This is a genomic window from Streptomyces hundungensis, from assembly GCF_003627815.1.
GTDB classification, from domain to species: Bacteria; Actinomycetota; Actinomycetes; order Streptomycetales; family Streptomycetaceae; genus Streptomyces; species Streptomyces hundungensis_A.
This window is the reverse complement of the sequence record NZ_CP032698.1, coordinates 2995450-3009700: the sequence shown is the minus strand read 5'-3', so window position 1 is coordinate 3009700 and position 14251 is coordinate 2995450. Positions and strand designations below refer to the sequence as shown.

At 72.0% G+C, this 14251-nt stretch carries 13 protein-coding genes and 1 riboswitch; of the genes, 9 read left to right on the top strand and 4 right to left on the bottom strand.

The window, feature by feature from the left end:
* Positions 1 to 10 precede the first annotated feature (10 nt).
* Together aroA and DWB77_RS13335 are read right to left on the bottom strand one after the other, a co-directional pair.
* Positions 11 to 1336 (bottom strand): 3-phosphoshikimate 1-carboxyvinyltransferase, encoded by a 1326-nt coding sequence (aroA, locus tag DWB77_RS13340; protein ID WP_120721484.1) that lies wholly within the window; start codon positions 1334 to 1336, stop codon positions 11 to 13.
* 26 nt (positions 1337 to 1362) lie between these two features.
* Entirely contained in the window at positions 1363 to 2064 is a 702-nt protein-coding gene (locus tag DWB77_RS13335; protein ID WP_120721483.1) for a M50 family metallopeptidase, read from the bottom strand.
* 50 nt (positions 2065 to 2114) lie between these two features.
* Here DWB77_RS13335 and DWB77_RS13330 point away from each other — a divergent pair, with 50 nt between their 5' ends.
* From DWB77_RS13330 to def, 8 genes are all read left to right on the top strand, one after another.
* The gene (locus DWB77_RS13330) at positions 2115 to 2930 is read left to right on the top strand and encodes an SOS response-associated peptidase (protein ID WP_120721482.1); all 816 of its coding nucleotides are present in this window, start codon (positions 2115 to 2117) and stop codon (positions 2928 to 2930) included.
* Between the two features lie 93 nt (positions 2931 to 3023).
* Positions 3024 to 3677 (top strand): alpha/beta hydrolase family protein, encoded by a 654-nt coding sequence (locus tag DWB77_RS13325; RefSeq protein WP_120721481.1) that lies wholly within the window; start codon positions 3024 to 3026, stop codon positions 3675 to 3677.
* Positions 3678 to 3935: 258 nt separating this feature from the next.
* A complete protein-coding gene (locus tag DWB77_RS13320; protein WP_167157084.1) occupies positions 3936 to 4580 on the top strand; it encodes a sigma-70 family RNA polymerase sigma factor in 645 nt (214 codons plus the stop codon).
* Positions 4577 to 4891, top strand: a complete 315-nt coding sequence (gene rsrA / locus DWB77_RS13315) for a mycothiol system anti-sigma-R factor (RefSeq protein WP_100575009.1) — start codon at positions 4577 to 4579, stop codon at positions 4889 to 4891. The genes DWB77_RS13320 and rsrA overlap by 4 nt, the downstream gene beginning before the upstream one ends.
* 280 nt (positions 4892 to 5171) lie before the next feature.
* On the top strand, positions 5172 to 6695 hold the full coding sequence (locus DWB77_RS13310; RefSeq protein ID WP_120727728.1) for an HD-GYP domain-containing protein: 1524 nt from the start codon (positions 5172 to 5174) through the stop codon (positions 6693 to 6695).
* Between the two features lies 1 nt (position 6696).
* Positions 6697 to 7953, top strand: a complete 1257-nt coding sequence (locus DWB77_RS13305; RefSeq protein ID WP_120721479.1) for an HD-GYP domain-containing protein — start codon at positions 6697 to 6699, stop codon at positions 7951 to 7953.
* Between the two features lie 117 nt (positions 7954 to 8070).
* Positions 8071 to 9051, top strand: coding sequence for a tetratricopeptide repeat protein (locus tag DWB77_RS13300; RefSeq protein ID WP_120721478.1), 981 nt, complete (start codon positions 8071 to 8073; stop codon positions 9049 to 9051).
* 90 nt (positions 9052 to 9141) lie between these two features.
* Complete coding sequence (gene def / locus DWB77_RS13295; protein WP_120721477.1) at positions 9142 to 9774, top strand: peptide deformylase; 633 nt, start codon at positions 9142 to 9144, stop codon at positions 9772 to 9774.
* Positions 9775 to 9894: 120 nt separating this feature from the next.
* On the opposite strand, the gene DWB77_RS13290 is transcribed toward def, so the two are convergent.
* Together DWB77_RS13290 and DWB77_RS13285 are read right to left on the bottom strand one after the other, a co-directional pair.
* Positions 9895 to 10911, bottom strand: a complete 1017-nt coding sequence (locus DWB77_RS13290; RefSeq protein WP_120721476.1) for a ribonucleotide-diphosphate reductase subunit beta — start codon at positions 10909 to 10911, stop codon at positions 9895 to 9897.
* Positions 10911 to 13289: a ribonucleoside-diphosphate reductase subunit alpha gene (locus DWB77_RS13285; RefSeq protein WP_120721475.1), complete on the bottom strand. Its 2379-nt coding sequence runs from the start codon at positions 13287 to 13289 to the stop codon at positions 10911 to 10913. The genes DWB77_RS13290 and DWB77_RS13285 overlap by 1 nt, the downstream gene beginning before the upstream one ends.
* A 128-nt stretch (positions 13290 to 13417) precedes the next feature.
* Positions 13418 to 13580, bottom strand: a riboswitch (cobalamin riboswitch).
* 78 nt (positions 13581 to 13658) lie between these two features.
* On the opposite strand from DWB77_RS13285, the gene DWB77_RS13280 reads away from it, so the two are divergent.
* Positions 13659 to 14243, top strand: a complete 585-nt coding sequence (locus DWB77_RS13280) for a Uma2 family endonuclease (protein WP_120721474.1) — start codon at positions 13659 to 13661, stop codon at positions 14241 to 14243.
* The last annotated feature ends 8 nt before the right edge of the window (positions 14244 to 14251 follow it).

Genomic DNA, 14251 nt, shown 5'->3' with positions numbered 1-14251 from the left:
TAGGCCCCGCTCAGCTTCCGGACCCCGTCAGCATGGCGTCCCACATCTCGGGGAAGTCGGGCAGCGTCTTGGCCGTCGTCGCCACGTTCTCCACCTGGACGCCCTCGACGGCGAGGCCGATGATCGCGCCGGCCGTCGCCATCCGGTGGTCGTCGTAGGTGTGGAAGACACCGCCGTGCAGCGGGCGCGGCCGGATGTGCAGGCCGTCCTCGGTCTCCGTCACATCGCCGCCCAGCTCGTTGATCTCCTTGGTGAGGGCGGCGAGCCGGTCCGTCTCGTGCAGGCGCAGGTGTGCGACGCCGCGCAGCGTGGAGGGGGAGTCGGCGAGGGCCGCGACGGCCGCGATGCCGGGGGTCAGTTCGCCGACCTCGCTCAGGTCCACGTCGATGCCGTGGATGCGGCCGGAACCCTTGAACACCAGGCCGCGGTCGGTCAGTTGGCAGGTGCCGCCCATCTCGGTGAAGATCCGGCGCAGTTGGTCGCCGGGCTGGGTGGTGCGGGACGGCCAGTCGGGGATGACGACCGTGCCGCCCGTGATGAGGGCCGCGGCCAGGAACGGCTGGGCGTTGGAAAGGTCGGGCTCGACCGTCAGATCGCGGCCGAGCAGCGCCGAGTGCGAGACCCGCCACACGTTCGGCTCGCCGCCCGTCTCCGGCTCGTCCACCTGGGCGCCGACGCAGCGCAGCATGTCCACGGTCATCCGGATGTGCGGAAGCGAGGGCAGCTTGGCGCCCACGTGCCGCACCTCGACGCCCTGGTTGAAGCGGGGCGCGGACAGGAGCAGGGCCGAGACGAACTGGGAGCTGGAGGAGGCGTCGATCTCCACCCGGCCGCCTTCGAGGGCGCCCGCGCCGTGCACGGTCATCGGGAGCGCGCCGCGGTTGTCGTCGTCGACGCGGGCACCGAGCGCGCGCAGTCCGTCGATGACGCCGCCCAGCGGGCGCTCGTAGGAACGGGGGTCACCATCGAAGCGGATGGGGCCGTCGGCGAGGGTCGCCACCGGCGGCAGGAAGCGCATGACCGTACCGGCGTTGCCGACGTCGACGGTGGCCGGGCCGTGCAGGCCGGCCGGGATCACCCGCCAGGCCTCGCCCGTACCGTCGGGGCCCACGGTCTCCTCGATGCCGACGCCCAGGGCGCGCAGCGCCTCCGCCATCAGCAGGGTGTCGCGCGAGCGCAGGGGGCGGCGCAGCCAGCCGGGCTCGGCGGCGAGCGCCGCCAGGACGAGTCCGCGATTGGTGACCGATTTCGATCCGGGCACGGTGATCGTCGCGTCGACGGCTCCGCTCGCTAGGGGGGCGGGCCAGAGGGCGGGGTGCACGGGTGTTTCGGTCATGGTCCTCACTTTAGTGGGGCCACCGCCTAGAGGCCGAGCAGCCAGCGTCCGCCGCCGATCAGCGAGCAGACCGAAACGGCGTGGAAGAGGAAGAGCCAGAGCGCCGGTGGTACGTGGGTGAGCCGTGCCAGCTGGTCCGCGTCGGAGTCGCCGTCGTTGTGCCGCCGGCGCTTGCGCTGGAGCTCGAAGGCCGGGCGCACCCCGCCGAGCAGCAGGAACCACACGGCCGTGTACGCGAACGCGGACTGCACATCGGGGCCGGTCAGCCAGGACACCAGCAGGAACGCGGCGCCGGTGATCACCACGGTCAGCACGCCGTACGCGTTGCGGATCATCACCAGCATGGCGAGCAGCAGGGCGGTGGCCAGCCACAGCAGCAGGGTGATGTGGTGCGCGGCGAGCAGCGCGGCGCCGCCGAGGCCGAGCAGCGGGGGCGCGGTGTATCCGGCCGCCGCGGTCAGAATCATCCCGAGGCCGTACGGCTTGCCCCGGCTCACGGTGAGGCCGCTGGTGTCGGAGTGCAGCCGGATGCCGTCGAGGCGGCGCCCGGTGAGCAGCGCGACCAGGCCGTGGCCGCCCTCGTGGGCGATGGTGACGGCGTTGCGGGACAGGCGCCACAGGCCGTGCGGGACGACGGAGACGAGCGCGACCACGCCGGTGGCCACGACCAGCCAGGAGGCCGGCGGGCTCTGGGTGCCGAACAGCTCGAAGTCTTGCAGCGCGGTCATTTCTGGGACGGCTCCTCACGGGGTACGGGCGCCGTGGCAGTCTGGCACCCATGTGCGGTAGGTATGCAGCGAGTCGCAGGCCCGAGGATCTCGCGGGCGTCTTCGAGGTGGAGAAGTGGGACCCGGCGCAGGCGCTGGAGCCCGACTGGAACGTGGCCCCCACCAAAGAGGTCCTCGTCGTCCTGGAGCGCCCCCTCAAAGACGCCGACGACCCCCGTCCGGTTCGCCAGCTGCGCAAGCTGAAGTGGGGACTCGTCCCCTCGTGGGCCAAGTCGCCCGACGGCGCGGCCCGGATGATCAACGCGCGGGCGGAGACGATCCACGACAAGCCGTCCTTCAAGAAGGCGTTCTCCTCCCGGCGCTGCATCGTCCCGGCGGACGGGTACTACGAATGGGTCACCGGGGTGGGGGAGCGGGAGCTGGAAGTCGAGGGGAAGAAGAAGCGGCCGCGCAAGCAGCCGTACTTCGTCACCCCGGCGGACGGCTCGGTCTTCGCCATGGCGGGCCTGTACGAGTTCTGGCGCGACCGCACCCTGCCCGACGACCACCCCCTGGCCTGGTGGGCGACGTGTTCCGTGGTCACCACCGAGGCCGAGACCGGCCCGCTGGCCGTCGCCCCCGCCGAAGGCCCGGGCTCGCTCGCCGAGATCCACCCCCGGATGCCGCTGATGCTCACGCCGGACCGGTGGGGCGCCTGGCTCGACCCGTCCCGGACGGACACCGAGACGCTGCGAGGCCTGCTCGAACCGCCGCCGCAGGGGCGGATGCGGGCCTATCCCGTCTCGACGGCCGTGAGCAACGTCCGCAACAACGGACCGGAACTCCTGAAGGAACTGGAGGGCCCGGAGGAGGGCACCCTGTTCTGACCCTGTGCCGACCCGCCCGCTCCGGCCCGCCCCCGATGTGACCCGCCTCATGTCGTACGCGAGCCCGGCCCGGCTCGGCGGCAGGATGGGCCCGTGAGCGACAGCGAGATCGTGGAGACCGGCGCCGGAGCGGCGCGCATCACCTGGCACCCCGCCGACGAGCCCCGCCTGGTGCTGGCCGTCAGCCACGGCGCGGGCGGCGGCATCGAGGCCCGCGACCTGCGGGCCCTGGCCGGTGCGCTGCCGCCGCTCGGGGTGAGCGTGGCCCTGGTGGAGCAGCCCTGGCGGGTGGCCGGCAAGAAGCTCGCCCCCGCGCCCAGGACGCTGGACACGGGGTGGCGGGACCTGTGGCCGGCCGTGGCGAAGCGGGGCCTTCCCGTCGTCGCGGGCGGCCGCAGCGCCGGGGCGCGGGTCGCCTGCCGCACGGCGGCGGAGCTCGGCGCGGCCGCCGTCCTCGCCCTGAGCTTCCCGCTGCACCCCCCTGGCAGGCCGGAGAAGTCCCGGGCGCCGGAACTGCTCGGCGCGGGCGCGCCCACCCTCGTGGTGCAGGGCGGCAACGACCCCTTCGGCAGGCCCGCCGAGTTCCCCGGGCCGCAGGCGTTCCCCGAAGGGGCGTACGAGCTGGTGGAAGTACCGTTCGCCGACCACGGGTTCGCCGTGCCCAAACGCGCCGACCTCACCCAGCAGGAGGCGCTGGACGTCCTCACCGGCGCGGTCGGCGCGTGGCTCGGCGCGCTGGCCCTCTGAACGCGCCCGGCCCCGGGGAATGCGGGGTCACGGAGCGCTGTTATGGCCGTCGTAAGGGATACGCAGACCAGTCGTGGAGAGGGAGTCCGTCGCATGGGTTCGACCATCTGCCCGAGCCGCAAGGCCGCCTCTGACCTGGAGTGGACGGTGCTTTCCGCGGCCAGGACCGCTCCTATTCGAGCGGCGGGCGGAGTGGATCGTCGTCTATCCTCCGATTCGAGTGGGTCCGCATTCGGACTCAGCACACCGTTCGAGGAGGTGGGTCCGGTCACAGGGACCGACGACGGCCACGTGGAAGAGACCACCGCCGAGCGCAACGCGCGCTTCGAGCGGGATGCCCTCGGCTACCTCGACCAGATGTACTCGGCCGCCCTGCGCATGACGCGCAACCCGGCCGATGCGGAAGACCTGGTCCAGGAGACGTATGCCAAGGCGTACGGGTCCTTCCACCAGTTCCGCGAGGGCACCAACCTGAAGGCTTGGCTCTACCGGATCCTCACCAACACGTTCATCAACTCCTACCGGAAGAAGCAGCGGGAGCCCCAGCGCAGCGCCGCCGAGGAGATCGAGGACTGGCAGCTCGCGCGCGCCGAGTCCCACATGTCCACGGGTCTGCGTTCCGCCGAGTCGCAGGCGCTGGACCACCTGCCCGACTCGGACGTGAAGGCGGCCTTGCAGGCCATCCCCGAGGAGTTCCGCATCGCCGTGTATCTCGCGGACGTAGAGGGCTTTGCGTACAAGGAGATCGCGGACATCATGGGTACACCCATCGGTACGGTGATGTCCCGACTGCACCGGGGCCGCCGCCAACTGCGCGGAATGCTGGAGGACTACGCCCGTGACCGCGGGCTCGTCCCGGCCGGCGCCGGTGAGTCGGACGAAGCGAAAGGCTCGGGCTCATGAGCTGCGGAGAGCCGCACGAGACGGACTGCTCTGAGGTCCTGGACCATCTCTACGAGTTCCTCGACCACGAGATGCCCCCCACGGACTGCGACAAGTTCGAGGTGCACTTCGAGGAGTGCTCGCCGTGCCTGGAGAAGTACGGTCTGGAGCAGGCCGTGAAGAAGCTGGTGAAGCGCTGCTGCGGCTCGGACGACGTGCCCAGCGATCTGCGCTCCAAGGTGATGGGCCGCATCGACCTGATCCGCTCCGGCCAGGCCGTGCCCGAACAGGACGTCGTCACCGGAGAGGTGCCGACGCTCCGCCCCGAGTGACCCCCACCGTCCGCCGCTGGGACGCGGACCGGGAAAACCGGTGAACTGCCGCCCGCGGCAGAGCAGTTGAGGGCGGTCGCGACCCCAGGTCGTGGCCGCCCTCCCGCATGTTCCGGCCGGCCGCCCCACATCACCCGAAGGTGCTAATCCAGGCGGCCCGAACCGCCCTATTCCGACCATGCGCCTGACCGCCGCCGCACACGGGCCTATCCTCGCGAAGCTGTACGCGCGGGGCCGACCGGGCGCATGGGGAGGTGGGGTCGTGGCGGAGCCGCAGGGGCTGAGGGACATTCCGGCGGGTGCGCGCGTCGCCGTCCTCGGCGCCGTCACGGGCGCGGTCCTCTGCGCGCTGCCCGTCCTGCGCCAGGACGTGCCCTGGGCCGCCGTGGCGCTGCTCGCGGGCCTGTACGCGCTGTGTGAATGGCCGGCCCGCTGTCCGGTGCTGGCCGGCCGGGTGAGCGTGCCGGTCGCCTCCGGCTCCTTCTTCCCGGTGCTGCTCGCCGCCGCCTTCCTCCTGCCGCCCGCAGCCGCCGCCCTCGTCGCGGTGCCGGGCGCGCTCATCGCGTACGTCGAGGACGAGCCGCGCCGGGTGCGCCGGGCCTGGCGGGCCGCCCAACTCGCCCTCGCCGCCTGGGCGGCGGCCGGCGCCCATGTGCTGCTCGACGGGCGCGCGGCGCTGGGCGGCCGCTCCACCGCGACCGCCCCCGACTTCCCCTACGCGCTGGTTCCCGCCGGGATCGCGGCGCTCGTCTTCTGCCTGGTCCTGACCGCCCTCGACGGCCTGATCCTGGCCACCGCCGAGCGCCGACCGGCCCGCACCGCCTGGCGCGGGCTGCTGCTGCGCTCGCTCGCCCCGCACTGTGTGCACGGGCTCGCCGGGCTGATGATGGCGGTGCTGTGGCGCAGCCGGTTCGGGCCGCCCGCGGCGCTGTTCGTGCTCCTGCCGATGTACATCTCCTGCTGGGTCTTCGCCCAGTACCACCGCGAGCGCGCCGCCCACCAGGCCACCATCCGCGCCCTCGTCCAGGCCGTCGACATCAAGGACCGGTACACCCGCGGCCACAGCGAGCGCGTCGGCCGGGCCTCGGAGCTGATCGCTCGTGAACTCGGCATGGAGGAAGGGCGGTTGGAGGTCATCCGGTTCGCCGGGATCCTGCACGACGTCGGCAAGCTCGGGGTGCCCACCCGGGTGCTGAGGAAGGACGGCCCGCTCACTCCGCAGGAGCGGGCGGTGATCGAACTGCACCCCGAGTACGGGCACGAGATGGTGCGGGGCATCGGCTTCCTCGGCGAGGCCCGGGCCGCGATCCTGCACCACCACGAGCGGCTCGACGGCAGTGGCTACCCGTACGGCCTGGCCGGCGGCCAGATCCCCGAGGCCGCGCGCGTGGTGGCGGTGGCCGACGCCTTCGACGCGATGACCTCCACCCGCTCCTACCGGCGGGCCAGGCCCGTCGCCGCGGCCGTGACGGAGTTGGAGCGGTGCGCGGGCGCGCAGTTCGACCCGCGGATGGTGGCGGGGCTCGTACGGGCGCTGTCCCGGTACGGGTGGCACGTGGAGGTCACCGCGGACGAGCCGGGAGCCGCCGGGGCGCGCGGAAACGTGCCTCCACCCCGGCCGAGCGCCGCCCCCGAGGGACCCGGTCCGGCCTCCGCGGCCCGTCCGAGCGCCGCCTCCGAAGGGCCCCCGCCGACCACCCTCCCCGAGGCACCCCCGCCGGCCCCCGCCCTCCACGAGGACCGTCCTCCCGCCGGTTCCGCACCGCGTCCCGGGCCGCGCTCCTCCAACGCCCCGGGGGCCTGAGATGGCCGCCCGCCCGACCGCGCCCGCGCTCGCCGTCCACGCCCTGGCCCGGGCGGTCACCCTCTGGGCGCTCGGCGCGACCTGGCGCGACGGGCTGGTCGAGCCCGCCACCGCCGTCGCCTTCGGCGCCCTCATCGTCGTGGGCGAGCTGGCCCGCTGGGGCGCCCGGGACGGCGAGCGGGATCCGGCGCCGCTCGCCTCGGCCGGCGCGCTCGCCTACGCGCTGCTCGGCCAGAACGCCGGGCGGCCCAGCGAACACGGGGTGCTCCAGGTGATCGCCGTGGTCGTCGCCTCCGGGCTGCTCGGCTCCGTGCCGCACGTCGCCGTCGGACGCGGCCCGAGCCCGGACCAGGTGGCCCGGCGGGTGCTCACCGTCGCCTTCGCCGCCGTCTGTTTCCAGCCGCTCTACAACTCCGGGCTCCTCGACGCATGGTTCGGCCACGGACCGTACGTCGCGCTCGTCCTGCTGCTGCTGCTCGTGCTGACCGCGCTGTGCGACGCGGTGGTGGCGGCCCTGCTGCTGCGCGCCCGCACCCGCTACCCCTTCGGACCACTGCTGCGCGACGAGTTGCGCGGGCTGCTGGGCATCGGGTCCGCCGTGTGCGCCACCGGCACCGTGATCGCCCTCGCGGTCGCCGTCGCCGGGCTCTGGGCGCTGCCCGTGTTCTGTGTGCCGCTGCTCCTCACCCAGCTGGCCTTCCGGCGGTACGCGGCCGTGCGCACCACCTACCGCCAGACCATCACCTCCCTGGCCCGTGCCACCGAGATCGCCGGATACACCCAGCCGGGCCACGCCCGCCGGGTCGCCGAGCTCAGCCGGGCCGTGGGGCGCGAGCTGGGGCTCCGGGAGAGCGAGCTGACCGTGCTCGAGTACGCGGCGCTCATGCACGACATCGGGCAGCTCTCCCTGCTCGACCCGGTCCCCGCCGGGGCCACCGCCCGGCTGCCCGCGGCCGAGCAGCGCCGCATCGCCCTGCTGGGCGGCGCCGTGGTGCGCCAGACCGGGGTGCCGGCGGGGGTGGCCCTCGTCGTCGAGCGGCAGGCGGACCCGTACCGGGAGCAGCCGCTGCCCGCCCGGATCGTGCGCGTGGTCAACGCCTACGACGACCTCGCGGAGGGCGCCGAAGGGCCCGGCGGGTCGCTGAACGCACTCGAACAGCTGCGCCTGGGCACGGGGCGTGACTACCATCCCCAGGTCGTCGAATCACTGGCACGCGTGCTGGCCCGGGGCTGTCTGACCCGGGTGTCTCCTGGGTAACCCAGGAGTAATGAGCGGCCTTCCGGCTGGGCATGGTTGGATGCGAAAAGAACCCAGAAAACTGGGAGACCGTAAGACCGACCCGGTAGCCGGGGCCGGTCTGGGCAGGCGGGAATCGTGAGGATCTTCGGCAAGGGACGGCACCGGCCCTCCGCCTCGTGGCGGCAGGCCACAGACCGTGCGTTCACGCTGATCGGCGACGGCAGGTACGAGGACGCCGGCGCGCTCCTGACGCGCGCCGCGGACCTGGAGCCCTGGCTGTCGGAGTCCTGGTTCAACCTGGCGCTCCTGCACAAGTTCCGGCACGACTGGGAGCAGGCGCGGGCGGCCGGGCTGCGCGCCGTCGCGCTCCTCGACAAGGAGTCCGGCGCCCCCGACTGGTGGAACGTCGGCATCGCGGCCACCGCGCTCCAGGACTGGCCGCTGGCCCGCCGCGCCTGGCAGGCGTACGGCCTGAAGGTGCCGGGCGAGGCCACCGGCAGTGGCGAACCCGTCGGCATGGAGCTGGGCAGCGCCGCGGTACGGCTCTCGCCCGAGGGCGAGGCCGAGGTGGTGTGGGGCCGCAGGCTGGATCCGGCGCGCATGGAAGTGCTCTCCATTCCGCTGCCGTCCTCGGGACGGCGCTGGGGCGAGGTCGTGCTGCACGACGGCGTCCCGCACGGCGAGCGCACCACGGCCGCGGGCCCCTCGTTCCCGGTGTTCGACGAGATCGAGCTGTGGGCACCCTCGCCCGTGCCGACCTGGGTGGTCCTCCTGGAGGCGGCCACCGAGGCGGACCGGGACGCCCTGGAGCGGCTGGCGGCGGAGGCCGGCTTCGCCGCCGAGGACTGGTCCTCCTCCGTCCGTCTGCTGTGCCGGGCCTGCTCCGAGTCGCAGATGCCCAGCGACGAGGGCGACGGCGAGCACCTCGACCCGCACGACCACAGCGAGCCGGGCCACCCGGGCCCGCTCGGTCACCGCACCTCCGGCGACCTGTGGGTCCCGGAGCGCGAATGCGGCATCGCGGCCCCCGCGGGCCTGGTGCGCGGGCTCCTCGACGGCTGGGTGGCCGACAATCCGGACAGCCGGGAGTGGCGCGATCTGGAAGAGGTCTGCTGAGGTCCGTCGCGCATCCAGGAGATCTCCGGCCGACCGGGCCTTAGGCTGTACGGGATCGGAATCGGGTTTTCAGGAAGGCTTACGGCGGACATGGCGCAGCAGGAGACGGACCAGCAGGTCGAGAACGACGGGTTCGTCGTGGACACGGAGGACTGCGAGGCGCGTGAGCTGGCCCACCGCGAGCGCGGCACGGCCCGCCCCATCACGGTGGTCGGCAACCCGGTGCTCCACAAGGAGTGCAAGGACGTCACCTCGTTCGACGACGACCTCGCCCGGCTGATCGACGACATGTTCGCCAGCCAGAAGGCGGCCGAGGGCGTGGGCCTCGCGGCCAACCAGATCGGCGTGGACCAGAAGGTCTTCGTGTACGACTGCCCGGACGACGAGGGCGTGCGCCACGTCGGGGTCGTCTGCAACCCGGTCCTGGAGGAGCTCCCGGCCGAGCTGCGCGTCCTGGACGAGTCCAACGAGGGCTGCCTCTCCGTGCCGACCGCCTACGCCGAACTCGCACGCCCCGACTACGCGGTGGTCACCGGCCAGGACGCCGAAGGCAACCCGATCAAGGTGCGCGGCACCGGCTACTTCGCGCGCTGCCTCCAGCACGAGACGGACCACCTGTACGGGCGGCTGTACATCGACCGCCTCTCCAAGCGGGACCGCAAGGACGCGCTGAAGCAGATGGAGGAGGGTACGGCTCGCTACGAGACCGTGCCCAACGCCTGACCGGCACAGGTCATACGCAAAAGGGGCCCGGCACCGTGGTGGTGCCGGGCCCCTTCGCGTTCTTCGGCTGCGGCCCGTCGGTGGCTGGTCGCGCAGTTCCCCGCGCCCCTTTCGGGGCGCTCAGAAGTCCTCGTCGAAGCCGACCGAGCCCTCGACGGCCACCTGGTAGGCGGACGGGCGGCGCTCGAAGAAGTTCGTCAGCTCCTGGACGCCCTGGAGCTCCATGAACGAGAACGGGTTCGACGAGCCGTACACCGCCGGGAAGCCGAGCCGGGTCAGGCGCTGGTCGGCGACGCACTCCAGGTATTCGCGCATCGACTCGGTGTTCATGCCGGGCAGGCCGTCACCGCACAGATCGCGGCCGAACTGGAGCTCCGCCTCGACCGCCTCCTTGATCATGTCGGTGACCTGCTCCTGGAGCCGGTCGTCGAAGAGGTCCGGCTCCTCCTTGCGGACGGTGTCCACGACCTCGAAGGCGAAGTTCATGTGCATCGTCTCGTCGCGGAACACCCAGTTGGTGCCGGTGGCCAGGCCGTGCAGCAGGCCCCGGCTGCGGAACCAGTAGACGTAGGCGAAGGCGCCGTAGAAGAAGAGGCCCTCGATGCACGCCGCGAAGCAGATCAGGTTGAGCAGGAAACGGCGGCGGTCGGCCTTGGTCTCCAGGCGCTCGATCTTCTCCACCGAGTCCATCCACCGGAAGCAGAACTGCGCCTTCTCGCGGATCGAGGGGATCTCCTCGACCGCGTCGAACGCGGCGGCGCGGTCCTGGGGGTCGGGGAGGTAGGTGTCGAGCAGCGTCAGATAGAACTGGACGTGCACGGCCTCCTCGAAGAGCTGGCGGCTCAAGTAGAGCCGCGCTTCAGGGGAGTTGATGTGCTTGTAGAGGGTGAGCACCAGGTTGTTGGAGACGATCGAGTCGCCCGTCGCGAAGAACGCGACGAGCCGGCCGATCATGTGCTGCTCGCCCGGCGTCAGCTTCGCGAGGTCGGCGACGTCGGAGTGGAGGTCGACCTCCTCGACGGTCCAGGTGTTCTTGATCGCGTCCCGGTAGCGCTCGTAGAAGTCCGGGTAACGCATGGGACGCAGGGTCAGCTCGAAGCCCGGGTCCAGCAGGTTCTTGTGTTCGGTCGTACTCATTACTGGCAGGCCTCGCAGGACTCGGGGTTTTCCAGGGAGCAGGCGATCGCGTCGGCGTCGGGGGCCGCCTGCTGGACTGGGACGGTGGTGGCCTGGGCGGCGCGGGCGATGCGGGTCGCCGGGCGCGAGCGCAGGTAGTACGTCGTCTTGAGGCCCTGCTTCCAGGCGTACGCGTACATCGACGACAGCTTGCCGATGGTGGGCGTCTCCAGGAACAGGTTCAGCGACTGCGACTGGTCGAGGAACGCGGTGCGGGCGGCGGCCATGTCGATCAGGGCGCGCTGCGGGATCTCCCACGCCGTGCGGTACAGGGCGCGCACCTCGGCCGGGATCCAGTTGAAGCCCTGCACCGAGCCGCTGGCCTCGCGCAGCGCCTCGCGGGACTGCGCGTCCCATACGCCCAGGCGCTTGAGGTCCTCCACCAAGTAGCCGTTCACCTGGAGGAATTCACCGCTCAGGGTCTCGCGCTTGAAGAGGTTGGAGACCTGCGGCTCGATGCACTCGTACACGCCCGCGATGGAGGCGATGGTGGCGGTCGGCGCGATCGCGAGGAGCAGCGAGTTGCGCATCCCGACCTCCGCGATACGTGCCCGCAGGGCCGCCCAGCGCTCCGGCCAGTGCAGCTCGACGTCGTAGTGGTCGGGGTGCAGCACCCCGCGCGCGGTGCGGGTCTTGTCCCAGGCGGGCAGGGGACCCGACCGCTCGGCGAGGTCGGCGGAGGCCTCGTACGCGGTCAGCATGATCCGCTCGGCGAGCTTCGTGGACAGGGCCTTCGCCTCGGGGGAGTCGAAGGGCAGCCGCAGCTTGAAGAAGACGTCCTGGAGGCCCATCGCGCCCAGGCCCACCGGGCGCCACCGGGCGTTGGAGCGGCCGGCCTGCTCGGTCGGGTAGAAGTTGATGTCGACGACCCGGTCGAGGAAGGTCACCGCGGTGCGGACGGTCTCGTCGAGCCGCTCCCAGTCGATGTCGTGGGAGGCGGTGTCGACGAACGCGCCGAGGTTGACCGAGCCGAGGTTGCACACGGCCGTCTCCCCGTCGTCGGTCACCTCCAGGATCTCGGTGCACAGGTTGGAGGAGTGGACCGTGTGGCCGGGCTCCGCCGTCTGGTTGGCGGTGCGGTTGGAGGCGTCCTTGAACGTCATCCAGCCGTTGCCGGTCTGCGCCAGGGTGCGCATCATGCGGCCGTACAGGTCCCGGGCGGGCATGGTCTTGAGGGCGAGCCCCGCGGCCTCGGCCCTGCGGTAGGCGGCGTCGAACTCCTCGCCCCACAGGTCCACGAGCTCGGGCACGTCGGCCGGGGAGAACAGCGACCACGAGGCGTCGGCGTCGACCCGGCGCATGAACTCGTCGGGGATCCAGTGCGCGAGGTTCAGGTTGTGCGTACGCCGCTGGTCCTCGCCGGTGTTGTCGCGCAGCTCCAGGAACTCCTCGATGTCGGAGTGCCAGGTCTCCAGGTACACCGCGGCCGCACCCTTGCGCCGGCCGCCCTGGTTGACCGCGGCCACCGAGGCGTCCAGCGTCTTCAGGAACGGGACGATGCCGTTGGAGTGGCCGTTGGTGCCCCGGATCAGCGAACCGCGGCCGCGGATACGGGAGTACGAGAGGCCGATGCCGCCCGCGTGCTTGGAGAGCCGGGCCACCTGGTGGTAGCGGTCGTAGATCGAGTCGAGCTCGTCCAGCGGAGAGTCGAGCAGATAGCACGACGACATCTGGGGGTGGCGGGTGCCGGAGTTGAAGAGCGTGGGGGAGGACGGCAGATAGTCCAGGCGGCTCATCAGGCCGTACAGGGACGCCACTTCGTCCACGGCGGTGACCGAATCGTCCTCGGCGAGGCCGGACGCCACGCGCAGCATGAAGTGCTGGGGGGTCTCGATGACCTTGCGGGTGATCGGGTGGCGCAGCAGATAGCGGGAGTAGAGGGTGCGCAGGCCGAAGTAGCCGAAGCGGTCGTCGGCGCCGTCGGCGAGGGCCGCGTCCACCAGGGTGTCGAGGCGGGCGGCGTGGGCATCGACGAAGTCGGCCGTGCGGTCGGCGATCAGCCCCTCGCGGTGGCCGACCGCGACGGAGGCGGAGAACGACACCGCGCCCTGCGAGGCGGCCTCCTCGGCGGCGGTGAGCGTCAGGAGCCTGGCGGCGAGGCGGGAATACGCCGGGTCCTCCGAGATGAGCCCCGCTGCCGCCTCGGTGGCCAGTTCGCGCAACTCGGCGGCGTCGGAGCGGGAGTTGCGGCCCCGCAGCGCGGCCGCGGCGACCCGGCCGGGGTCGGTGTCCGCGAGGTCCGCGGTGAGCTCCGTCAGGGTCCGCAGCAGCGCGGTGCCCGGGGCATCCGCGAGCTCGTCGGTGATCGCTGAAGCGGGATCCGCTGGGGCGATGGTCACGGTGGGGGCACTCCCTCGCTCGGCACGGGGCGCTGCGGGGGAGGCGTCGGCGCGCCTCGGGGCAGCCCTCGGCGCGTCGTCCACCGGCCCAACCGCGAGGCCCGGACGTCTGGCACCCGGCTCGGTCGAACCGGGTACGCCGTCGGCAGGTGCTCGGACTCGACCCGTACGTATCCATACAGGTCATACCGTTGCGGGACAGTTCCGGATTCACACCGGATTCCCCTGCGGCGACAGCGAGCATGAGCATACATGTGGGGGGCGCCGCGGACCGCACCCCCCACATGTTGTGTCACCGGTCGTTTCGCCCCCGGCTGTCCTAGAGCTCCGCTATCGTCGGTGGCAGAGCGCTGAAGGAGGCGAGCCGCGATGACCGCGACTACAGACCGGCCCCACATGCTGACGGAGGATTTCGAGGCCGTCGCGCGCATAGCGGCGCGTGAGAGGGAGGGGACGCGGCTCGAATTCATCTACGGGGTCATCAGGAGCAAGGCCATGCCGGACGGCGATCACGGGCGCATCACCCAGTGGCTCACGCGCATCTGCCTACAGCATCGGCCGGAACTCTGGTTGCACCCCGGGCAGGGGATCAAGGCTCAGCAGAATCGGGCGGGGCGGGCGATCCCGGACGCAGCGCTCGCGCCATCCGACGCCTTCGTCGGCCAGGGCGACTGGGTGGACCCGGAACCGATCCTCATGGTGGTCGAGGTGACCTCGTGGGACTCCGACACCCACCGGCGGGACCACGTCGAGAAGCCACGCGCCTACGCGGAGACCGGCATCCCGGTGTACCTGTTGATCGACCGGGCCAAGTGCGAGGTCTCGGTCTACAGCGAGCCCGAAGGCCACCGGTACGCGTTGGTACGCACCCTTCCCTTCGGCCGGGACGTCGAACTCCCCGACCCCGTCGGCATCACGCTCCAGACCGAGCAGCTCAAGGACTGGGTGCGCTGATCGGTGCA